The sequence below is a fragment of the Pseudomonas californiensis genome, assembly GCF_021147775.1.
Classification (GTDB): Bacteria; Pseudomonadota; Gammaproteobacteria; order Pseudomonadales; family Pseudomonadaceae; genus Aquipseudomonas; species Aquipseudomonas californiensis.
This window is the reverse complement of sequence record NZ_JAGTPK010000018.1, coordinates 1-20,930: the sequence shown is the minus strand read 5'-3', so window position 1 is coordinate 20,930 and position 20,930 is coordinate 1. Positions and strand designations below refer to the sequence as shown.

Genomic DNA, 20,930 nt, shown 5'->3' with positions numbered 1-20,930 from the left:
CAGGGTCAACAATGAAAGCAGGCTGGCGAGTCGCGATCTGATCAAGTTCAAAGGCCTTGTTGGCTGATGGAGCGGCTGAGTAAGCGATCATGCAGGCATCCACCCACTTCACCTCTACGGTGTGGGACCGTCGCAAGCGAGCAATGTGCGACGCGCATCGCACTGACTACCACTTTCAGGCACACTCGGACGCTCAATAACTTCAACAAAATGTATCCGCATGCCGACCTTTTCCACGTCTTTCGCTGCGCCGGGAGGCTTCGATGTTCGCACTTGACCGGGCACTGGCTCAGGACATCGTCGACCGCGCGATGGCCATTCTCCCTTACAACGTCAATGTCATGGATTATCTGGGCATCATCATTGGCAGCGGTGATCCCGAGCGTTTGTGCACCCGCCACGAAGGCGCGCAGCTGGTCCTGGCCGACAGCAGGGTGGTGGAGATCGATTCGCAGGCCGCATTGCGCCTGGGCGGCGTCAAGCCTGGAGTCAATCTGCCGCTGATGCTCGATCACCAACTGGTGGGTGTGCTCGGCATTACGGGTGAGCCGGACGAAGTCAGGGTCTATGGCGAACTGGTGAAAATGACCGCCGAGATGCTGATGGAGCACCGGCGCCAGCAGGCAGATCGGCAATGGCGTCTACAGCGCAGCGAAGACCTTCTGGCTCGCTTGCTGTTGTCAGACTGCCCGGACAGTCTTGTTGAGGAAGCGCGACAGCTCGGGCTGCAACCGCAGTTGCCGCGTCAGGTGGTGCTGATCCAGCTTGATGTGCAAGCCGTCGCGGTCAGCCAGATTGCCGTCTGGTTGAATGCGCGCTACGCCGATAGCTGGTGCGTGCTGCGTGAGCCAACGCTGTTGTATTGGTGCCGTGCGGTCGGCAAGGAGCGCGACGATACGCAGTTGCTCAAACAGTTCGTGGAGAATGGCTGGCCCGTAATGCGCATGGCCACTGTCGAGCAATCGGCGGACCTGCCTGCGCTGCGCCACGCCTGTGCAGCGGCACGGGATCTGCTGGATTACGCCAGTCAGGCCCGCCCCGAGCAAAAGCTGCTGCGCCTGGCGACGTTCCGTTTGCCAGTGCTTTTCTGGCGTTACCGTCATGACTGGCTCGCCGCAGAAGTCGCCGAGCCCGTTGGCCGTTTGCACAACAACGCCCAATTGCTCGACACGCTGTGCAAATGGTTCGACTACAGCGGCGAAAGTCAGGCCTGTGCCGAGGCACTGGGCATCCACCGCAACAGCCTGCGCTATCGGCTGGAAAAGGTTGCGCAATTGACAGGGTGCGATCCGTACAAGACCGACGATCTGCTGCGCTTGTACCTCGGCGTGCAGATGCTGGCGCGTTCCGGTTGACCGACTGTTTTTGTTCAAATGCCCGATAACCCGAACCAAACATTGTGCGAAGGGCAGGCGGCAAAGCCGGTGCGGGATGAGAACATCCGGTATCGGATATGGAGAACAACAATGAAAATAGTCATCGCCCCCGATTCTTTCAAAGACAGCCTGAGCGCTCAGGCAGTTGCCGATGCCATCGCGACGGGGCTTGCTGAAGTCTGGCCTGATGCCGAGCTGGTCAAGTGCCCTATGGCCGACGGCGGTGAAGGCACTATCGAAGCGTTGCTCGATGCGTGTGACGGACAATTGATGACAGCACATGTCAGCGGGCCGCTGGGCGTTGCTGTTCAGGCCCACTGGGGCTGGCTGGCCCCCAGCCGAACGGCAATCATCGAAATGGCCATGGCCAGCGGTTTGCAACTGCTTACCCTTGAACAGCGCGATGCCTGCCTGACCAGCACCGAAGGCACGGGGCAACTTATACTCGCTGCACTGGACGCGGGTGCGCAGCGGGTCATTCTGGCAATCGGCGGCAGCGCGACCAACGATGCAGGCAGCGGCATGCTGTCAGCATTGGGCGCGCGCTTTCTGGATGCCGACGGGCAGCCATTGCCGCCCGGCGGCCTGGCACTGGCCAATCTGGCGCGTATTGACCTGAGCGGGTTTGATCCACGACTGGCGGACGCCAGGGTAGAAATCGCTGCCGATGTCGATAACCCGTTGTGCGGTCCCAATGGAGCCTCTCATATCTTCGGCCCGCAAAAAGGCGCATCGCCCGACCAGGTGCTGACGCTTGATGCCGCATTGGGGCATTTCGCCGATCACTCTGCACGAACGCTAGGACGCGATTTGCGTGACAGCCCGGGCAGTGGCGCGGCGGGCGGCATGGGCTTTGCGGCGAAAGCTTATCTGAATGCTTCGTTCCGGGCGGGCGTCGAGGTGGTCGCCGACCTGACCGGTCTGGAACAAGCCTTGGTTGGCGCAGACCTTGTGATCACCGGAGAAGGGCGCTTCGACGCCCAGACCTTGCGCGGTAAAACGCCGCTGGGTGTTGCGCGGGTAGCGCAACGTCAAGGCGTCCCGGTCATTGTGCTCGCCGGGACGCTCGGTGAGGGTTACGAGCAGTTGTATCAACATGGCATCAGCGCCGCTTTTGCGCTGACCAGTGGCCCGATGAACCTTGATCAGGCCTGCCGCAACGCCAGCCAACTGTTACATGATCGGGCACGGGACGTGGCGCGGGTCTGGCAACTGGCGGCACGCTGAGCCGGTCCCGGATTACTCATCCACTGTTCACGGGCGGGTTATCCGCCCGCGAACACGAGCTGGGTCAGCGCACCAACCTCAGCCGTTCATGCCAGTCGGCAATCGACTCTTCAGGGAAACCGTCGTACTGCTGATCCCCTTCGCGTTTGTCCACTTCCACCCATGACGCTTTCGAGTCCAGCAACATGTGAGTGTGCTCGGGCGCGGTGGGCAGCGGCGTATCAATGGCCGAGGCGAACGGATGAATCAGCTCCGGCCAGTCCGGGCTGAACAACCACAGACCGCTGCCGCAGTGTTTGCAGAAATGCCGCTCGGCGCTGCTGATGTCGACATGGTGGTCTTTGCGCATTTTCGCGTGATAGATAGAGATGTTTTCCCGACCGTTGACCTTCATGCTCCTGGCATCGCCGCTCAGGTTGATGGCGTAGCCGCCGGAGCCCTGAGTCTTGCGACAGATCGAGCAATAGCAGCGTTGATAGGGACAGGGGTGCGCGCTGGTGAGGCTGAACTCAACGGCGCCGCAATGACAGGAACCTTCCAGATGCATGGCAAACCTCCACGGCTGTGCAAGCCTGATACGTGTGCAATGCAGGTGTAGACAAGTCAGTGGCGGGTTTTACGCATATCAGCGGGTCGCAATCACGACGGGCGGAAGGTCGAGAAGAAAGCGCCTAAAGAATTGTTGGACAATGTCGATACGCTGAGGGTTGTCTGACAACTGTCGGCACTGCACTCCAACTATAAAAGAGCCTTGGCCATGAATTTACGCAAACTCACTATTGCCCGTCGTGCGGGATTGGGTTTTACCTTGATTTCTCTGCTGGTGGCATTATTGGGCTGGTTCGCGTTGGTACAGATGTCGGCCATTCGCCAGAGCGAAGTGGCCGTCGAGACCAACTGGTTACCGAGCATGCGAGTGGTCAATGACGTCCGGGAAATCATGCTGCGCATTCGCACCATTTCCCTGCGCATGGCCCTGGACCCTGATCCCGCGAACATTGCGACCTATCGTGGACAGATGGACGTACGCCTTGGCGACCTGAGTAAAAAACTGGAAGTGCTCAATACGTTTGTCGACACCCCTCAGGAAAAAGTTCTGGCCGATCAGTTTCTCGTGACCATGGGCCAATATCGCAATGCCCTGGACCGTTCTTTCGTGCTTGCTGCCCAGAAAGACAGCGCTGGTCTGAACAAACTGCTGCTGGCTGACATGAAGCAGATCGTCGACGGTTCCGGTAAACAACTCAGTGATCTGGCTGATTTCTACGTTACTCAGGTCGACGCCGAGGGCAAGGCTGCAGAAACTCAGTATTACAACTCGCGCAGTATCGTAATGATTTTCGTGATTCTCGCTGCGCTGGCAACCATCGGCCTGGCCTGGTGGCTCACGCGCAGCATCGTGCGTCCGTTGCAGCGCGCCGTTACCGCCGCCGAGCACGTGGCTCAGGGCGACCTGACTCACCGCATTGAAGTGGATGGCGAGGATGAAGTCACTCGTCTGTTGCGCGCACTGGAACTGATGCAGGGCAACCTGCGTGATGCCATGCGCCACATTGGCAGCTCCGCGACCCAACTGGCCTCGGCGGCCACCGAGCTCAATTCGGTCACCGAAGACAGCTACCGTGGTCTGCACCAGCAGAACGCCGAAATCGACCAGGCAGCTACGGCTATCAACGAGATGACTTCGGCGGTGGAAGAAGTTGCGCGCAACGCGGTGTCCACGTCCGATGCATCCAATCATTCCAGCTCGTCGGCAAAAGCCGGTGCTGCTCGCGTGATTGAAACCGTTGAATCGATCCAGACACTGACCGACAACGTCCAGGCAACGTCTGCGCTGGTGCAGAACCTGGCTGACCGTTCGCAGGACATTGGCAAAGTGCTGGACGTGATCCGCTCGATTGCCGAGCAGACCAACCTGCTGGCCCTCAACGCTGCCATCGAGGCTGCACGTGCGGGTGAATCGGGCCGGGGCTTTGCAGTGGTGGCCGATGAGGTGCGCGCACTGGCGCACCGTACCCAACAGTCGACGCTTGAGATCGACTCGATGGTCGGGGCCATGCGCACGGGTTCGGCTCAGGCGCTGGAGTCGATGACCACCAGCCGTGACCGTGCGACCTCCACCTTGTCGCTGGCCAAGGGCGCAGGCGAATCGCTGAATGAAATCACCTCGTCGATCAATCAGATTTCCGAACGCAACCTGGTGATCGCAAGCGCCGCAGAAGAACAGGCGCAAGTGTCACGCGAAGTCGACCGCAATATCGTCAACATTCGTGATCTGTCCATGCAATCGACCCAGGGCGCCAACCAGATCAGCGCATCCAGCCATGAATTGTCTCGTCTGGCGGCTGATCTGAACCAGGTAGTGGCACGCTTTCAAGTCTGAATAACGCTCGTCAATAGCGCTTGGGTTCGCTTGCCGTTGACCGACCGGGCGCGCATTATTGCCCCCGGTCGGAATGACCTCCGATACAGACTGGATAAACTCCTTATCGATGGAGGCGGCATCACGTCATGGACAATAAAAAGCAACCCTTCAGCAGTTGGCTGCGCTCGCCCTCACACCATCAGTGGCTGGCTCAGGAGGGCAGGCGTCTGTTGACCTTCGCCAAAGCGGCCAAACTGCAAAACGGTTTTGGCAGCCTCGACGATTACGGTCGTCTCATGGTGGGTGCAACCGCCGAAACCATGAACACCGCGCGCATGACCCATTGTTTCGCCATGGCTCATATACAGGGTATTCCAGGCTGCGCCGCGCTGGTCGACCACGGCATCGAAGCGCTCAGCGGCCCGCTGCGCGACATAGAGCACGGCGGCTGGTTCAGCGCCGCACTGGAAGACGGTGGCAGTACAGACAAACAAGCCTACCTGCATGCCTTCGTCGCGCTGGCGGCGAGTTCAGCCGTGGTCGCTGGCCGACCTGGCGCGCAGGCGCTGCTGTCTGATGTGATCCAGGTCATTCAAGGCCACTTCTGGAGCGAGCAGGAAAACGCCATGCGCGAATCCTTTGCCCGTGACTGGAGCGGTGAAGAGTCCTATCGGGGCGCCAACAGCAACATGCACAGTACCGAAGCGTTTCTCGCCCTGGCGGACGTGACCGGCGATGCGCAGTGGCTCGATCGGGCGTTGAGCATTGTCGAGCGGGTCATTCATCAGCATGCCGGGGCCAATCAGTTTCAGGTCGTCGAGCACTTTACGCAGGACTGGCAACCGCTGCCCGATTACAACCGCGAAAACCCGGCCGACGGGTTTCGTCCGTTTGGCACGACCCCCGGGCATGCGTTCGAGTGGGCGCGTCTGGTGCTGCACCTCGAAGCGGCGCGCCGTCGGGCAGGTCGCTCCAGCCCGTCCTGGCTACTGGATGATGCCCGGCAGTTGTTCGCCAATGCCTGCCGGTTTGGCTGGGACGTCGATGGTGCGCCGGGTATCGTCTACACGCTCGACTGGGAGAACAACCCGGTGGTTCGTCATCGTCTGCACTGGACCCACTGCGAAGCCGCTGCGGCGGCCGCCTCGCTATTGCAGCGTACTGGCGAGCAGCAATACGAAGACTGGTACCGCTGCTTCTGGGAGTTCAACGAGACCCTGTTCATCGACCATGAACATGGCAGCTGGCGACACGAGTTGAATGAACACAACGTACCCAGCGAGGATATCTGGCCGGGTAAACCGGACTTGTATCACGCCTACCAGGCGACCCTGCTGCCGGTGCTGCCGCTGGATGTAAGCCTGGCGAGTGGCTTGGCTGATATGGGCTGAAGCAGACTTGCCCTTATTCAAGGGCGAGTTCCTGATGTGCGTCGAGGCTTAGTGTGACGGCACGCTTTTGTCGGTCAGGCGGATAATCTGCCGGGCCAGGAAGCTGCCGGTCAGGATCACGCCAAACAGGCGCAGGGTCTGCATCGCCAGCACGAAACCGACATCGGCGTGAGTATCAATGGCAATGATTGCCATGGTATCAAGCCCGCCGGGGCTAGTGGCGAGATAAACCGAGAGGTAGTCCTTGTCCATCAGCAGCGCGATCAACCCGGCAGACAGTGCGCAGAGCACGATCAGCAGCAGCGATGCCAGAATCATCATCGGCAGCCTTTTCCAGACATACAACACGGTTGGCCGGTCAAAGCGCAGGCCCACATAGCAGCCAATGGCACCGTAGCCCAGCGGCAACAACCAGTCGGGTATGGTGATCTGCAACAGACCGCTCAGTTGTAACGCGCCACCCAGCAATAACGGCACCAGCAATGCACCTGCCGGAAGCCGCGCCCCCAACACAACGCCCACCACGATCACTGCCAGGCTGAGCGCCAGATCAGGGATGCTCAGGCTCTCGTTCAGCGCATCCTGGCTGTGCACTTCGGCGCCGCTGCCCGTGGAGCCGATGAAATGACTGACCAGCGCACCGATCACGACCACACAGACCACTCGTACATACTGCATGGTCGCGACGATCCGCGAGTCGGCGCCGTAGTCCTCCGACATGGCGACCATTGCCGAGGCCGCACCGGGCGATGTGCCCCAGGCCGCTGTGTTGCTCGGGATACCCGCAAAGCGCACCAGCATCAGCCCGACCGCAGCGCTTAATATTACCGTCAGCAATGTGGCCAGCAGCATGACGTGCCAGGACTGCAACGCGGTCAGCAGAACGCTCACTGACATGGCGTGAGCGATCAACACGCCTACTGTGCCTTGACCGAGTTGAAAGGCTCGCTTGTTCATGCGGATCGTCGCCCCCGAAACACCGAAGCCGATCGCAACCAGCATCGGCCCCAGAAAAAGTGCGGCGGGCATGTTGAGCAGTTTGAGAAGTTGCCCAGCGGTACCGGCGATCACAATCAGTGCGGCCCACTGGGCGAGGGGGGGAAGGGTGGTGAGCGACATGCTTGAAACACGAGACAAGGAGGTTCTCCCGGATATTGCTTCGGCCAGCAGGCCGAATCGGATGCCATTAATTATCGACATCGAAACCCATCAAGTCTATTTTCTAATAATCATGAATTGATAACTTTGGTTGATGAATATGGACCTGCGTGACCTGAACTACTTTGAAACCATCGCCGAACTCGGTCATCTCGGAAGAGCTGCGCAAAAGCTCAACCGCAGCCAGCCAGCCCTGACCAAAAGTATTCAGCGCCTGGAGGAGTCGTTTGGCACGCGTCTTTTTCAGCGCGATGGGCGGCGTATCAAGCTGACGCCGGTGGGTGAGTTGCTTCAGGCTCGCGGTAAAGAACTGCAGCAAAGCATCGCCCAGACTCAGCGAGAAGTACGTGATTTTGCCAGCGGCATGGTGGGCAACATCAGGGTGGGTTGCGCTGCCACGATGGCTGAATACCTTATGCCCAAGCTCACCTCGGCGTTGCTGCAGCGCACCCCTGATGTCACCTTCAAGCTGGTGATCGGCCAGGACGACCTGCTTCGGGAGTCGCTGCGTTCCGGGCAACTGGACATGATTATCTGCGGGCTTGCGCCGGACAGCGAAGGCGTCACCAGTTTTGCTGTACTGGAGGACGAGGCGGTCGTGATCGCCAGCAAACAGCACCCCATCTTCAACACGCCGCTGCAGATGAGCGACCTGTGCGCCTATCGCTGGGTGCTGCCGCCCGTCAGCGTGTCCTCCCGCAAATGGCTGGACGCGACCTTCGCCGCGCATGGGTTGCCCTTGCCTACGGTACAGATCGAGGCCAATTCGATATCGCTGCTGCCGGGATTGATCGCTCAGAGCAACCTGCTGAGCTTCGTGGCGCGCGAGTCTCTGGAGTTCGGCAAGACCATGCAGCATCTGCGCGAAGTCCCGCTCGAACAGACCACCATGAAGCGCACGGTCGGTGTGACGCTACGCAGTGGTGGTTATCTGTCGCCAGCGGCGCAGGGCATGGTGCAGATGTTGCGAGACAACGGCGGCGACTTTCTGGTGTGGGCCTAGGTTTTTGCGACTGAACCTGCTCGCTTTTATACCGGGCTGAGTTAGCCTTGAGTCAGTGGGCACGCGGAATGTGTCCGGTCTTGATGAACGCCACAGGAGCCTCCTTCATGCAAATATCGCTACTTTTTGAGTCTACTGCCAGCCGGACGCAACATCTTCAGTGTCATACGCACTTGTCTGGCGGTGACCAGTCGCCCCTCAATGACTCCGATGCCGATGAGGACCGCGACCCGGAAGCCTATCTGGATCTCGACATCCTCGGACTGGATGACTTCGTCGACGCGGACAAGCTTGATCCAACACTGACGAGCGACATCGGCTCATCAACGCTGGGTTGATCGACGTGGCTGGCGCAGAACTGCAGAGCCGGCTCAGTCTCCCTTCAGATGCCGAGCCAGAGCCTCGGCGCCCAGTTCGACGGTGGAGCTGGTCCCGGCCCATGTGCAGGCCAGCATCAGGTTGCGCGGCAGTTGGAAGTCCTCGACCAGAAAACCTTCAGGATCGAAGCCGTCGATGTCGTGTGGAACCAGTTCGCGCAGTGAGGTCGCTGGCTCGAAATAGGCCCACACCGGTTTGTTGAGCGCCACTGCCATGCCGATCTCAAAGGCAGTTCCCGAGTCTGGCTCCAATCCGCGAAACACATTCAGGTTGGCGAGCACGGCACTGCAGCGCTGGATCATGGCGATGTTCATGGTGCAGATCAGCCTGGCCGTTTCCTGGGGCGCAAGGCCTTGCGGGACCTCGTTGTCGAACGGGTACAGGCCCTCCAGCCCGTGGGCCGTGCAAAGTGCCTTGAGGTAGTGTCCGTAGTCCACGGCATCCTTGCGCAATACATCGAAGCCTGCGAGATAAACCAGTGGCGCGTGCATGTCGTTTCTCCTGTCGAGGTTTCAGGGCAGAGTGCAGCCATCAAGTCTAGAGCCTGCGGGCCAACAGCACCATTGATCGGCGCACGGACGTAAAGTGTACATTCAGGCTGGAATCTGTACGGATAGACAGTATCCTTGCTCAGTCTGCCTATTTGCCGTGTGACCGTTGGCCTTGAATACCTCACCTCTCGACAATCCTTTTTACTATCTGGAAAACTTCCGGCAGGTGCTTGGCTGGATCGCCCAGCGTTATGACGATCTGCTGGATGAATCCGAGCACGCGTTTATCGAAGCGTTCGCGCGGTTGCCCGTCTCTTCACAAGGCTTGCTGGTGCGCATGGTGATGCGCAAAGGTTCGTTATTTCGGGCCAGCAAGCTTAGCTATGAAGAAATTGGAGACCCCCACCAGGCAGTGCTGCCATTGCTTGAATCGGGGTGGGTCGACGCCCGGCCTGCGCTCAGGCTCGATGAGCTGTTTCAATTGCTGCGCAAGGACGAGCTTGGCCACTGCTTCAGTGCTCACCGGGTCAAGGGGCCTGAGCGTAAACACGAGTGGTTTGAGCGCCTGCAGCCGCTTTATGAGTCTGCTTTGCCCTTGGACGAATGGCATCCAGAGCTGCCAGATGCGGCGTTTTGTCTGACGATCATGCCGTTATGCGACCGCTTGCGGCTGCTGTATTTCGGCAACCTCTACCAAGAGTGGTCGGAGTTCGTTCTGGCTGATCTGGGTATTTATCGTTACGAAAAAGTCGAGTTCTCGCTGGATTCGCGTGGCATCAGTCAGCGCGCCGATATCGATGTCTGCGTGCAATTGCACGCATGCCGGGAAGCGCTGGAAACCAGCACCGAGCTGCATGACCTGGCTGCTCGGGCGATAGCCATTGAGTGCCTTAACCCTTGGCTGCAGATGCGCCGCGCCAAGTTGCTGTTTCGTATCGGACAGCAGGCCGAGCGCTTGCAGGATTGGGCCCTGGCGCTGTCGGTGTATCGCCAATCGAGTTATCCCGGTGCCCGTTCCCGGCAGATCCGGGTACTGGAGCGCAACGCCGAGTACGTCGAAGCCATGGTACTGCTGGAGCAAGCGAGACTGGCGCCGGAAAGCGATGCCGAGGTGCAGCATCTGTCACGAGTGCTGCCCCGTCTGCAACGTAAACTGGGACTGGCCACCGAGCGCAAGCGGCCAGCGCGCGTGGTTTCGCGCCTGGACCTGCAGGTGCCGCAACTGCCGGGCCTTGGCGTCGAGCAACTGATTCGTCTTCAGTTGCAAGAAGAAGGCGGGGAGGTGCACTACGTCGAGAACACATTGATCAATTCATTGTTCGGGCTGCTTTGCTGGCCAGCGATCTTCGCGCCGGTACCGGGCGCGTTCTTTCACCCGTTTCACAGCGCGCCGAGCGACCTCTACAGCCCGGACTTCTACCAGCGCCGTGCGCCCCTGTTTGACGACTGCCTGGCTCAGCTGGATTCAGACGCCTACCTGACCACCATTCGCCAACACTACTCCAGTAAATACGGCCTTCAGTCACCCTTTGTATTCTGGGGCGCAGTGAGCGAGCCGTTACTGGAGCAGGCACTTGACTGCCTGCCTGCCGAGCATCTGCGCCACTGGTTCCGACGTCTGTTGCAGGACATCAAGGCCAACCGCACGGGGATGCCGGACCTGATCCAGTTTTTCCCAGAAGAGCGCCGCTATCGAATGGTTGAGGTGAAGGGGCCGGGTGATCGGCTACAGGACAACCAACTGCGCTGGCTGGATTTTTGCGCCGAACACGGTATGCCTGTCGAGGTTTGTTACGTGCAGTGGGCAATAGACGGCGAGGGTGAAGCTGTAGCAGTGAACGGGGTCATGGCTCAAGCCTGACTTTGCTGTTCACCAGGGAGTTGAATCAGTTGCGGGGCGGTTCTGGCTCTGACTGCGTTGCTGATGCTGGAACAAACCGCCTCGCGATCTTGCCGATCACTTCATGGTCACGCCATGGCTCAAGGCGCGGTATCGTCGTCGTCATCCTGGTCTGTGTTGCGACCCATGCCAGCCTTGCCAGCTTCGTGCTTCTTGTCTCGCAGAGTTTCATTACCGGTCGGCGCGGCAGGAGCAGGGTCCATGCCTTTGACGCCTGGGCTGGTTCCAGGAGCGCCTGGAGTGGTGCCGTCGGTGTTTTTCTCAAGACCGGTGCCTGGCACTTTAGGGCCGCCAGTCGCAGGGTTGGTCGGGCCAGTCGACCCTGCCAGTGCACTGGTGCTGGCAACGGCCAACAGCATGGCGAGAGTCAGGCTTTGCATTCGATTTCGTGTCATGGTGCAAACCTCATATGAGTGTGCAAATAACAGTCATTGGGTGGTGATTGCAGACAGAGGTGCGGTCGGTCCGACCAGCGGACGAGACGTTTGGTCCCGTATCGCTGATCTACCTGCGAAGACCCTTAGTTGGTCTTTGGTTTTTCGGTGACGCCACTGTTGTCATGTGACTGACCGTGAGTGTTCTTGTCATGCGTCATCGACTTCGAACCGGTACCGTTCTGTTGGGTGGTCTGCGCGCCCGGCGTGTTCGAAGAGTTGCGGTCAGCCGGCGGGGCGTCGCTGCCCGGCAGCTTCATCGCATTCTTGTTGATTGGGGTGGCAGGGGTAGTGGTCGACTCGGCAAATGCAGCACCTGAAGCAACTGCCATCAGGCCCGCAAGTGTCAGGGCAGTCAGTTTGGTCTTGATCATGATGCTTACTCCGTTTTTTTGAATACTGATTAAGTACCCACGTTGGTCATTGGCCAGTGGCCATAGGTGCCGCTGATCCCGACGAACGGTAGCTGAGGAAGCAAGATATTAATACCACCCCATTTATCCGCGCATCGTTAACCGGTGATCCGCGCCAGACACAAAAGCGTCATCAAGAGAGACGCGGCGTTAGTTTTCAGGTCATTTGGTTATAGCAGGGTAGGCATGCAGGCTCATCTGAGTCTTACATGGAACAAATTCTTACATTTATGTAACGCAGATGGCCCTGCGCCACCTGTGTTTAGATGGCAGTTGGCTACTCGCCTGTTTCTTGGCATTGGCCCCAGTAAACATTGGGGTTTGGGAGAAATGGTTGAGTGATGGATGTAAGAAATAGCCCACAAAAAACGGCTGAATCTGCCTCAGTTCAACTGTTTGTCATTAAACAGAAACATTTCAGGTTTTAAATCCGCCTCGGGCCTCCTTAAGTGGACCACCACACAATCTCCTGGACTGAGGTATTAACGTGATTCTGCTGAATAAAAAACGCTTGTCGCTTCTGATCGCTTCGCTGTGCCTCAGCGGTGTAGCCCACGCGACTGACGTAACGGGCGCTGGTTCGAGTTTCGTCTTCCCGGTTATTTCCAAGTGGTCCCAGGACTACAGCAAGACTGCCCCGCACCGCATCAACTATCAGTCCATCGGTTCGGGTGGCGGCATTGCCCAGATCAAGGCAGCGACCGTTGACTTCGGCGCTTCCGACGCCCCGATGTCTGCTGAAGACCTGCAGGCTGCCGGTCTTGGCCAGTTCCCGAGTGTGATCGGCGGTATTGTTCCGATCATCAACGTGGAAGGCATTGAAAGCGGCAAGTTGAAGCTGGATGGCGACGCCATCGCCAAGATCTTCATGGGCGACATCAAGAAGTGGAATGACCCAGCCATCGTCGCGCTTAACCCAGGCGTCAAGCTGCCAGAAACCGCCATCACCGTTGTTCACCGTTCGGACGGCTCGGGCACCACTTACAACTTCACCAACTACCTGAGCAAAGTCAGCCCTGAGTGGAACGAGAAGTTGAAGTTCGGTTCGACGGTTCAGTGGCCAGCGGGCGTAGGCGGCAAGGGCAACGAAGGTGTTTCTGCCTACGTGAAGCAGATCAAGGGTTCGATCGGCTACGTCGAGTATTCGTACGCTGTAACCAACAAGCTTTCTTACACCCAGCTTAAAAACGCTGCTGGCAAGTTCATCGAGCCGACAGCCAAGGCGTTCGCGGCTGCTGCTGACACTGCTGACTGGGCAAACGCCAAGGACTTCGGCCTGATCATGACCAACGCTCCGGGCGAAGGTGCATGGCCGATCACCGCGACCACCTGGATCATCATGTACAAGAAAGCCAAGAACGAAGAGAAAAGCGCGGCAGCTTTTGACTTCTTCAAGTGGTCCCTGGAAAACGGCCAGAAACAGGCCGAGTCCCTGGACTATGTAGCGTTGCCGAAATCGCTGGTCGATCGCGTAGAAAACTACTGGAAAACTGAATTCACTAAGTAAGTGATTCAAGGCCTGTATCACCCCTGTCATCGACCGCGATATCGGTCGGATGGCAGGGGCTTTTCCTTGCGAGTGGACTCACCATGACTGAAAACACCCAATATCTGTCCGCTACCGCCAACACTGTCGAGACCGAAGGCGAGAAACGCGCCAAGCGGGATCATCGGCACGATCTGTGGTTCAAGCGTTCATTGCAGGCGGCGGCGATGCTGGTGCTTGCGTTGCTGGGTTGTATTGCCCTGTCGACCCTCTGGGGTGGCAGTCTGGCCTTTCAAACTTTCGGGTTTGAGTTTCTGACCAGTACCGAGTGGGACGTCAACGCCGGCAAGTTTGGCGCTCTGGTTCCGATCTACGGCACCCTGGTTACCTCTTTTCTGGCGTTGCTGATCGCCGTTCCGGTGAGTTTCGGCATCGCGATCTTTTTGACGGAAGTGGCTCCGCCCTGGTTGCGTATGCCGATCGCCTCGGCCATCGAACTGCTGGCGGGGATTCCTTCGATCATTTATGGCATGTGGGGGCTGTTTGTGTTCGGCCCGTTCATGGCAGAACACCTTTCACCCTGGATCACTGAAAACCTTGGCAGCCTGCCGCTTGTCGGGCCGATGTTCCAGGGGCCGCCGTTGGGTATCGGCATGCTGACGGCCGGTATCGTGCTGGCCATCATGATCACGCCGTTCATTACCTCGGTCATGCAGGAAGTTTTCCGCACTGTGCCTACCACCCTCAAAGAGTCGGCCTACGCATTGGGCGGCACGACCTGGGAAGTGGTCTGGGACATCGTCCTGCCCTACACCCGTTCGGCCGTCGTGGGCGGTGTGTTCCTGGGGCTGGGTCGTGCGCTGGGTGAAACCATGGCAGTGACCTTCGTGCTCGGCAACGCGCACCAGTTCTCGGCGTCGCTGATGATGCCAAGCAGTTCCATTGCTTCGGTCATCGCCAACGAATTCAACGAGGCCTACACCGATCTGCACCGTTCGGCGCTTATAGCACTGGGCTTCCTGTTGTTCGTCGTCACTTTCATCGTGCTGGCTCTTGCACGTTTGATGTTGTCGCGACTGTCGCGCAAGGAGGGGTTATGAGTAAGGACGTGACAGGCAGCGAGCACCTTTACCGGGTTCGTAACCTAAAGAACAAAGTGGCGATGGTGCTCAGTTGCGGCGCCACGGCATTCGGTCTGTTGTGGCTGGTCTGGATTCTGCTGACCACCATCATCAAGGGCATCGACGCCCTGAACCTGCAGTTGTTCACCGGCATGACTCCGCCGCCTGGTACCGAAGGCGGCCTGGCCAACGCGTTTTACGGCAGCGTGCTGATGTCCGGCATCGGCCTGTTGATCGGTACGCCGATCGGTCTGATGGCCGGTATCTGGCTGGCAGAGTTCGCCCGTTACACCAAGCTTGGTAACGCCGTGCGCTTCATCAACGACATCCTGCTGTCGGCGCCCTCGATCGTACTCGGGTTGTTCGTGTACACCGTTGTGGTGCTGCCGCTCAACGCAGTCACCGGGCACCAGGTTGGCTTCTCTGCGTTGGCCGGTGCGTTGGCCCTGGCGTTGCTGGTGATTCCGGTAGTGGTTCGCACCACCGATGAAATGATGCAGCTGCAACCCTCTACCATGCGCGAAGCTGCGCTGGCACTGGGTGTTCCGCAATGGAAGCTGACCCTGCAAATCGTTCTGCGCGCCGCCAAAGCGGGTGTGGTTACCGGTGTGCTGCTGGCATTGGCGCGCATCACCGGCGAAACCGCGCCGCTGTTGTTTACCGCATTCGGCAACCAGTTCTGGAGCAGTGATCTGCTCAAACCGATCGCCAGTGTTCCGGTGGTGGTCTTCCAGTACGCCATGAGCCCGTTCGAAGACTGGCATTCCCTGGCATGGGCCGGTGCGCTGGTCATGACGTTGTTCGTACTGATACTGAGTCTGCTTTCTCGCTTAATTCTTCTGCGCAATAGGGCGTCCTGATGAACAATCTTTCCCTGGCCAACGAAAAAACCAAGATTCAAGTGCGCGGTCTGGAGTTTTTCTATAACAACCAGAAGTCGCTGAAGTCCATCGACATGACCATTCCCGAGAAGCGCATTACCGCGATCATCGGTCCATCGGGTTGTGGCAAGTCGACCCTGTTGCGTGTGTTCAACCGTATCTACGCGATGTACCCGAAACAGGAAGCGCGCGGCGAAGTGCTGCTCAATGGCGAAAATATCCTGGCGCCGGGCTATTCGATGAACCGTCTGCGCAGCCACGTGGGCATGGTGTTCCAGAAGCCAGTGCCGTTCCCCATGTCTATCTACGACAACATCTCCTACGCCATCAAACATCACGAAAAACTGTCACGTCGTGAGATGGAAGACCGCGTCGAGCAGGCCTTGCGTGGCGCTGCATTGTGGGACGAGGTCAAGGACAAGCTCAAGCAGAGCGCCACTGGCCTGTCCGGCGGTCAGCAACAGCGTCTGTGCATCGCTCGCACCATCGCACTGCGCCCGCAGGTCCTGTTACTCGATGAGCCAACGTCTGCCCTTGACCCGATCTCTACCGGTCGTATCGAACAGCTGATTACCGAGCTGAAAGAGCAGTTCACTGTGATCATTGTGACGCACAACATGCAGCAGGCAGCACGTTGCTCGGACTACACCGCGTTCATGTTCATGGGTGAGCTGATCGAGCATGGCGACACCGACACCATTTTCACCAAGCCCTCCAAGACCCAGACCGAAGACTACATCACCGGTCGTTTCGGCTGATCAGCCAGCCAGGGCGGGCGCCTCCCGGTGCTCGCCCATATACTCTTCGATCTTGCTGCGCAGCCATCGCTCGGCAGGGTCGTTATCCATCACACTCAGCCATGTCATCGACAGGTCCAGCCCAGGTGTCGTGAACGGCATGGGTTCGTCGTACACCAACCCCAGCGCACTCATGGCACTCGCTACATAGTCAGACAACCCGGAAATCATATCGGTACCGGCCATCAAGGCGGGCAGGGTGGTGAACTGCGGCACCGACAACACCACATGCCGCTTGCGGCCTACGGCGGTCAGCCATTCATCGGCGAAACTGCTGACGCTGGCGACGTGCGAAACCACTACATGCGGGCGCGCGCAGTACTCGTCTATTGTCATGGGCGCTGTCGGCTTGTCGGCCCTTATCAATCGCGGCTGAATGTTGCGCAACAACTTGCGTTTGGCATTGGCGGGCAATTCTCGGGTCAGACAGATCGCGACAGTAATGTTGCCGGACATCAGCACCTCGGAAACACTGAGGTAGTCGACGTGCTTGACTACGATCACGACACCTGGTGCTTCCTTGCGAATGGCCTTGAGCATGGCGGGCAGCAAACCATACTCGACGTCATCTGACATGCCGATGCGAAAGGTCATCTTGCTGACCGACGGATCGAAATCGGTAGACAGGCTTAGCGCTGTGGACATGGCGTCCAGAGCAGGGGTCAGATGTTTGAGAATCTCATGAGCACGGGCCGTTGGCTCCATGCGATGCCCTACCCGAATAAACAGCGGGTCGTTGAGTAGCGTGCGGAGTCGGCTAAGTGCTGCGCTGATGGTGGGCTGACCGAGGAACAGCTTTTCAGCTGCGCGGGTGACGTTACGCTCTTGCATCAAGGTCTCGAAGACCACCATCAGATTGATGTCAGCCTTGCGCAGTTCATTGCGATTCATTGTGATTCCTTGGCATCAGACATATCACCCGGATGGCGCCCATACAGTAGGGCTCAGTCTAGGGAAGCCAGGCCATGGGCGTCCAGCATTTTGCCCCGTCAGGCGGCGCTTGGGAGGGCCTTCGGGAAACGTCTTCTTACGTTTTTCCAGGTAGGAAAAGGGCGAATCTGCGGTACGAATTGGGGTCTACTTGCAGGCCTGCGGCGTGCGACCGAAAAGCCGCAGACTTCAACCTGAACCCTAGAGGAGGTGCCCCGTATGCGGGCTGCAAAGATTGCCGGTATGTTGATGACGTTGACGCTGCCTTTTACCGCACTGGCCGAAACGCCCAGTTACGGTCAGCAACTGGAGGGCTTCACTTACCCGCATGCGCTCAAGAAATTCAGCTTCCAGTCCCAGGGCAAGTCACTGGAGATGGGCTACATGGACGTCGCGCCGACCGGCAAGGCCAACGGCCGTACCGCCGTGCTGATGCATGGCAAGAACTTCTGCGCTGCAACCTGGGAAGACACGATAAAAGGGCTCAGCGCGGCAGGCTATAGAGTCATAACGCCTGACCAGATCGGTTTTTGCACCTCTACCAAGCCTGAAAACTACCAGTACAGCTTTCAGCAGCTATCGTTGAATACCCACGCGCTGCTCGAAAAACTGGGCATCGACAAGGTGTCGGTAGTGGGCCATTCAACCGGCGGTATGCTGGCCACCCGTTACGCGCTGATGTACCCCAAACAGACCGACAGGCTGGTGATGGTCAATCCGATTGGCCTGGAAGACTGGAAAGCACTCGGCGTGCCTTACAGGACCATTGATCAATGGTACGGGCGGGAGTTGAAAACCACCGCCGAGGGCATTCGCGAGTACGAAAAGAAGACCTATTACGACGGCCGCTGGAAGCCGGAGTACGACAAGTGGGTCGATATGCTGGCAGGACTGAACAAGGGCCCGGGCCAGAAAATCGTTGCCTGGAACTCGGCACTGATCTACGACATGATCTTCACTCAGCCGGTATTTTACGAGTTCGCCAACCTGCAAGTGCCGACTGTTCTGATGATCGGTAACAAAGACACCACCGCCATCGGCAGTGACATCGCGCCGCCGGACGTAAAAGCCAAAATCGGCAAGTACGAAGTGCTTGGCAAGCAGGTCACCGAAATGATTCCGGGCGCCAAACTGGTGGAATTCAAAGGCATGGGGCACGCCCCCCAAATGGAAGATCCAACAGGATTCAACAAAGCACTGGTCTCGGCTCTTCAGTAACGGCCTGACGGCGTTATTACGGAGACGCGGTTCGGCATGCCGAACCGCGTCTGGTCTACTGGCAACAGGCCGACAAGGCGCTTTTTTTCAGTCGTTATAAGTCACGTACCGAGCCATCAGATTTGCCCGTCTGAACGTGTTGATGTCATAGATGCGTTTCCACATTGCGCTCACTTCGGCCTTGAATACGTCGTCGTCCATGTCGATCCAGTAACGCGGATTACGGCCGTTTTCCTTGTCGTATTTCGCGGTCACCGGGTCCAGATGCCGATGGGGTTCGAACAGCGGGATGTCTGGAAGAGGAAGGCTGACGTCCATGTAGTTCTGGAAGAAATCCCACCAGGCACAAGGGCGTTGTTTGGATTCATCAGAACTTACTAGTATGTGGAAATTGATCTTCTGATCTTCGTAGCGGTGGCGAAGCCACAGCCCATACGAAGGGCCGTGGCGATCCACTGCTTTGATCATGTAGGCGTCAAATTCATAGAACGGTGCTACAAACTCATCAATCACACCCGTTTTCTTGAAGTTTTTGTAGCCGAATATCGTCACCAGGCCTGTTCGACGGTTCAGCTCCCACGATGGGCCTTTGGGTGGACGAAGCCAGATGCGAGGGAAGTGGTTGACGACTATGTGTCCGATTAGCCAGCAAAAAATGGGTATGCCCACGAATATTGGATATACATGGAGCACCATGTCGATGGTGACGACTTGCCAGGAATCACGCGTGTTCGAGAGCAAAATCATGTGTGCCAACATCGTAAGGGGAGTAAGTAATATGGTAGAGATCAACCCAAGTTGTAGCATCACCACCCAGAATTGCGATCTAAATGGAAGCGGAGCGTGCTTGAAAATTTCGTGATTCTGTTTGTTGTGGAATTCGATACCTTCAAAGGGCGCAGGCACATAGGTGTGGTTCGCTTTTTGTATTTCTTTTTGTTTTTCTAATGTTTTCCGATACCTCATGCTTCTAGGCTTTAACTCTTCCATAAGTCGAGTGGGTATTATGTTCTGGGTTGAGCCCCACGGCAGACGTACCGAGAGTGACCCAAACGACTTTTGACGCAGCGATGGGGCTTGTGCAGGTATATATGCCTGCGCAAAAGCCCGAGCGCCATAGTAAGTGTGTGCTTTAGATCTGTTCATTGGATAAATTTTTATGAGTGATTTCGTCGGCCCAGAAGGGTTGGTTTACTGCTGAGAAGTCAGGCTTTGCCCACTGCTGACTAAACTTCGTAGGGTCTTTGATAGAGGGTGCAGGAAAATAATAATTTTCTTTGCTCCTTGTGAAAATGAATTGGGCTCTTACTGCCCAGCTGAAATGTTGGGTAGTGCTCCACTCAGACGTTCTGACGCTGCCGTTGGGAGTAAAGAAAAAGAGTTCAAGTGCATTTGCGTAAGTACGCTGCGCCTTGGGCGATGTCGGTTTTTCCGGTATCTCGGTACTGGCCCTGTATGGGATACCTTGGTTGTTCGATCTTTCGATTATCCGGCACAATCTGCACTCGGTCTGAATGTTAAGGCTGTCAAAGCTGTCAATTAGTCCAGGTAGTCTGCTCTCTAAGCGGATAATTGTATTTGCGCTGCGTATTTCATAAGGTATTTGGGCACGAAAGTCGAATTTGGCATGTGGCTCGTAAACTGGGTTTTTTTTTGATGGTAATAGTTATTCCAGCGAGCAGGCCTATGAGTCTATATAATGCCTCCGGCGGGCTCTTTAGGTGGCTGTCTAAAGTATTGTTTTGACCAAATGGGCCATTTGCTAGCCAAGACTCAAAAGGCGTACTGCTTAACCAGAATATTAAACCGGCTCCGCTTATAAGTAACAGTAAAGCCGCCCAGCCAATTGGGTTCAAGCCAGCGAATAACTGCATTCCAGTCAATGCAGAGCTCAGGGCAGCTGACAGTCCTCCTACAGACATCAGAAGATAGCCGTACACCGCTTGATCGTTCCATTGCCAAGCGTGCCAAGAGTCATAAAGATTTAATACTGTTAAAAAACCTGCTGACAGCAATTGCGCAACGAGGCGACTAGAAAGCTCTTTGGTCAATATCGAGCCGATCGTTGTGCCCAACCATTTGGTCAAGGTCTCATCTGAAAAAACTAGAATGACCTTCCTAGTCAGGATCTTGGAATGGTTGTCGGAAAGTTTGAAGGCTAATGCTTCTGTTGCTATGACCAAATCGAGAACTGCAGAAATGATGCCTGCGGATGCCCTCATGCGATCTTTATCTCGAGTTGTCATATCCAACCCTTCAGCCTCAGAACTCACATTCCAAGCCTCCAGCATCAATACCGCCAGACAAAACCCGGTGGATCCCAGCACTCGATACGCTGCGCTGTTCTTCTGCGCGTCGAGG

The 20,930-nt window shown here is 57.3% G+C and carries 19 protein-coding genes and 1 pseudogene; 12 read left to right on the top strand and 8 right to left on the bottom strand.

Features of this window, described 5'->3' with window-relative positions; genetic code table 11:
- Positions 1-263: 263 nt before the first annotated feature.
- A complete protein-coding gene (locus KDX37_RS17960) occupies positions 264-1,355 on the top strand; it encodes a sugar diacid recognition domain-containing protein (RefSeq protein WP_231654055.1) in 1,092 nt (363 codons plus the stop codon).
- Positions 1,356-1,466: 111 nt separating this feature from the next.
- A complete protein-coding gene (locus tag KDX37_RS17955) occupies positions 1,467-2,603 on the top strand; it encodes a glycerate kinase (RefSeq protein WP_231654054.1) in 1,137 nt (378 codons plus the stop codon).
- A 64-nt stretch (positions 2,604-2,667) separates the two neighbouring features.
- Here the strand turns inward: KDX37_RS17955 and KDX37_RS17950 are convergent, their stop codons facing one another.
- Positions 2,668-3,150, bottom strand: coding sequence for a GFA family protein (locus KDX37_RS17950; protein ID WP_231654053.1), 483 nt, complete (start codon positions 3,148-3,150; stop codon positions 2,668-2,670).
- Between the two features lie 210 nt (positions 3,151-3,360).
- Here KDX37_RS17950 and KDX37_RS17945 point away from each other — a divergent pair, with 210 nt between their 5' ends.
- The gene (locus tag KDX37_RS17945; protein WP_231654052.1) at positions 3,361-4,986 is read left to right on the top strand and encodes a methyl-accepting chemotaxis protein; all 1,626 of its coding nucleotides are present in this window, start codon (positions 3,361-3,363) and stop codon (positions 4,984-4,986) included.
- A 128-nt stretch (positions 4,987-5,114) separates the two neighbouring features.
- On the top strand, positions 5,115-6,359 hold the full coding sequence (locus KDX37_RS17940) for a D-mannose isomerase (RefSeq protein ID WP_231654051.1): 1,245 nt from the start codon (positions 5,115-5,117) through the stop codon (positions 6,357-6,359).
- Positions 6,360-6,407: 48 nt separating this feature from the next.
- On the opposite strand, the gene KDX37_RS17935 is transcribed toward KDX37_RS17940, so the two are convergent.
- Positions 6,408-7,478 carry an AbrB family transcriptional regulator gene (locus KDX37_RS17935; RefSeq protein WP_231654138.1) on the bottom strand — a complete coding sequence of 357 codons (1,071 nt, stop codon included), beginning with the start codon at positions 7,476-7,478 and terminating at the stop codon, positions 6,408-6,410.
- Positions 7,479-7,617: 139 nt separating this feature from the next.
- Here KDX37_RS17935 and KDX37_RS17930 point away from each other — a divergent pair, with 139 nt between their 5' ends.
- Positions 7,618-8,520: a LysR family transcriptional regulator gene (locus KDX37_RS17930; protein WP_231654137.1), complete on the top strand. Its 903-nt coding sequence runs from the start codon at positions 7,618-7,620 to the stop codon at positions 8,518-8,520.
- 107 nt (positions 8,521-8,627) lie between these two features.
- Complete coding sequence (locus KDX37_RS17925; protein ID WP_231654050.1) at positions 8,628-8,858, top strand: hypothetical protein; 231 nt, start codon at positions 8,628-8,630, stop codon at positions 8,856-8,858.
- 33 nt (positions 8,859-8,891) lie between these two features.
- On the opposite strand, the gene KDX37_RS17920 is transcribed toward KDX37_RS17925, so the two are convergent.
- Positions 8,892-9,389, bottom strand: coding sequence for a nucleoside 2-deoxyribosyltransferase (locus KDX37_RS17920; RefSeq protein ID WP_231654049.1), 498 nt, complete (start codon positions 9,387-9,389; stop codon positions 8,892-8,894).
- A gap of 172 nt (positions 9,390-9,561) precedes the next feature.
- On the opposite strand from KDX37_RS17920, the gene KDX37_RS17915 reads away from it, so the two are divergent.
- Positions 9,562-11,250, top strand: coding sequence for a VRR-NUC domain-containing protein (locus KDX37_RS17915; RefSeq protein WP_231654048.1), 1,689 nt, complete (start codon positions 9,562-9,564; stop codon positions 11,248-11,250).
- A gap of 119 nt (positions 11,251-11,369) precedes the next feature.
- Here KDX37_RS17915 and KDX37_RS17910 read toward each other — a convergent pair whose 3' ends face one another.
- Together KDX37_RS17910 and KDX37_RS17905 are read right to left on the bottom strand one after the other, a co-directional pair.
- Positions 11,370-11,684 (bottom strand): hypothetical protein, encoded by a 315-nt coding sequence (locus tag KDX37_RS17910; protein WP_231654047.1) that lies wholly within the window; start codon positions 11,682-11,684, stop codon positions 11,370-11,372.
- Positions 11,685-11,809: 125 nt separating this feature from the next.
- Positions 11,810-12,097: a hypothetical protein gene (locus KDX37_RS17905; protein WP_231654046.1), complete on the bottom strand. Its 288-nt coding sequence runs from the start codon at positions 12,095-12,097 to the stop codon at positions 11,810-11,812.
- A 526-nt stretch (positions 12,098-12,623) separates the two neighbouring features.
- Here KDX37_RS17905 and pstS point away from each other — a divergent pair.
- The 4 genes from pstS (at position 12,624) to pstB (ending at position 16,382) form a co-directional block, all read left to right on the top strand.
- Positions 12,624-13,643 (top strand): phosphate ABC transporter substrate-binding protein PstS, encoded by a 1,020-nt coding sequence (pstS, locus tag KDX37_RS17900; RefSeq protein ID WP_231654045.1) that lies wholly within the window; start codon positions 12,624-12,626, stop codon positions 13,641-13,643.
- Between the two features lie 83 nt (positions 13,644-13,726).
- The gene (pstC, locus tag KDX37_RS17895) at positions 13,727-14,722 is read left to right on the top strand and encodes a phosphate ABC transporter permease subunit PstC (protein ID WP_231654044.1); all 996 of its coding nucleotides are present in this window, start codon (positions 13,727-13,729) and stop codon (positions 14,720-14,722) included.
- Positions 14,719-15,603 carry a phosphate ABC transporter permease PstA gene (gene pstA / locus KDX37_RS17890; RefSeq protein WP_231654043.1) on the top strand — a complete coding sequence of 295 codons (885 nt, stop codon included), beginning with the start codon at positions 14,719-14,721 and terminating at the stop codon, positions 15,601-15,603. The genes pstC and pstA overlap by 4 nt, the downstream gene beginning before the upstream one ends.
- Complete coding sequence (gene pstB / locus KDX37_RS17885; protein WP_002553918.1) at positions 15,603-16,382, top strand: phosphate ABC transporter ATP-binding protein PstB; 780 nt, start codon at positions 15,603-15,605, stop codon at positions 16,380-16,382. Before pstA ends, pstB begins: the two co-directional genes overlap by 1 nt.
- Here pstB and KDX37_RS17880 read toward each other — a convergent pair whose 3' ends face one another.
- A complete protein-coding gene (locus tag KDX37_RS17880) occupies positions 16,383-17,312 on the bottom strand; it encodes a LysR substrate-binding domain-containing protein (RefSeq protein WP_231654042.1) in 930 nt (309 codons plus the stop codon).
- 258 nt (positions 17,313-17,570) lie between these two features.
- On the opposite strand from KDX37_RS17880, the gene KDX37_RS17875 reads away from it, so the two are divergent.
- Positions 17,571-18,569: an alpha/beta fold hydrolase gene (locus KDX37_RS17875; RefSeq protein ID WP_231654041.1), complete on the top strand. Its 999-nt coding sequence runs from the start codon at positions 17,571-17,573 to the stop codon at positions 18,567-18,569.
- A gap of 87 nt (positions 18,570-18,656) precedes the next feature.
- Here KDX37_RS17875 and KDX37_RS17870 read toward each other — a convergent pair whose 3' ends face one another.
- Positions 18,657-19,559: a hypothetical protein gene (locus KDX37_RS17870; RefSeq protein WP_231654136.1), complete on the bottom strand. Its 903-nt coding sequence runs from the start codon at positions 19,557-19,559 to the stop codon at positions 18,657-18,659.
- A 602-nt stretch (positions 19,560-20,161) separates the two neighbouring features.
- A pseudogene (locus KDX37_RS29555) lies at positions 20,162-20,930 on the bottom strand (hypothetical protein); the annotation flags it as partial.

Coding starts and splice junctions, on each gene's coding strand:
- KDX37_RS17960 (WP_231654055.1), top strand. CDS start 264: ATGTTCGCACTTGACCGGGCACTGGCTCAGGACATCGTCGACCGCGCG.
- KDX37_RS17955 (WP_231654054.1), top strand. CDS start 1,467: ATGAAAATAGTCATCGCCCCCGATTCTTTCAAAGACAGCCTGAGCGCT.
- KDX37_RS17950 (WP_231654053.1), bottom strand. CDS start 3,150: ATGCATCTGGAAGGTTCCTGTCATTGCGGCGCCGTTGAGTTCAGCCTC.
- KDX37_RS17945 (WP_231654052.1), top strand. CDS start 3,361: ATGAATTTACGCAAACTCACTATTGCCCGTCGTGCGGGATTGGGTTTT.
- KDX37_RS17940 (WP_231654051.1), top strand. CDS start 5,115: ATGGACAATAAAAAGCAACCCTTCAGCAGTTGGCTGCGCTCGCCCTCA.
- KDX37_RS17935 (WP_231654138.1), bottom strand. CDS start 7,478: ATGTCGCTCACCACCCTTCCCCCCCTCGCCCAGTGGGCCGCACTGATT.
- KDX37_RS17930 (WP_231654137.1), top strand. CDS start 7,618: ATGGACCTGCGTGACCTGAACTACTTTGAAACCATCGCCGAACTCGGT.
- KDX37_RS17925 (WP_231654050.1), top strand. CDS start 8,628: ATGCAAATATCGCTACTTTTTGAGTCTACTGCCAGCCGGACGCAACAT.
- KDX37_RS17920 (WP_231654049.1), bottom strand. CDS start 9,389: ATGCACGCGCCACTGGTTTATCTCGCAGGCTTCGATGTATTGCGCAAG.
- KDX37_RS17910 (WP_231654047.1), bottom strand. CDS start 11,684: ATGACACGAAATCGAATGCAAAGCCTGACTCTCGCCATGCTGTTGGCC.
- KDX37_RS17905 (WP_231654046.1), bottom strand. CDS start 12,097: ATGATCAAGACCAAACTGACTGCCCTGACACTTGCGGGCCTGATGGCA.
- pstC (WP_231654044.1), top strand. CDS start 13,727: ATGACTGAAAACACCCAATATCTGTCCGCTACCGCCAACACTGTCGAG.
- pstA (WP_231654043.1), top strand. CDS start 14,719: ATGAGTAAGGACGTGACAGGCAGCGAGCACCTTTACCGGGTTCGTAAC.
- pstB (WP_002553918.1), top strand. CDS start 15,603: ATGAACAATCTTTCCCTGGCCAACGAAAAAACCAAGATTCAAGTGCGC.
- KDX37_RS17880 (WP_231654042.1), bottom strand. CDS start 17,312: ATGAATCGCAATGAACTGCGCAAGGCTGACATCAATCTGATGGTGGTC.
- KDX37_RS17875 (WP_231654041.1), top strand. CDS start 17,571: ATGCGGGCTGCAAAGATTGCCGGTATGTTGATGACGTTGACGCTGCCT.
- KDX37_RS17870 (WP_231654136.1), bottom strand. CDS start 19,559: ATGGAAGAGTTAAAGCCTAGAAGCATGAGGTATCGGAAAACATTAGAA.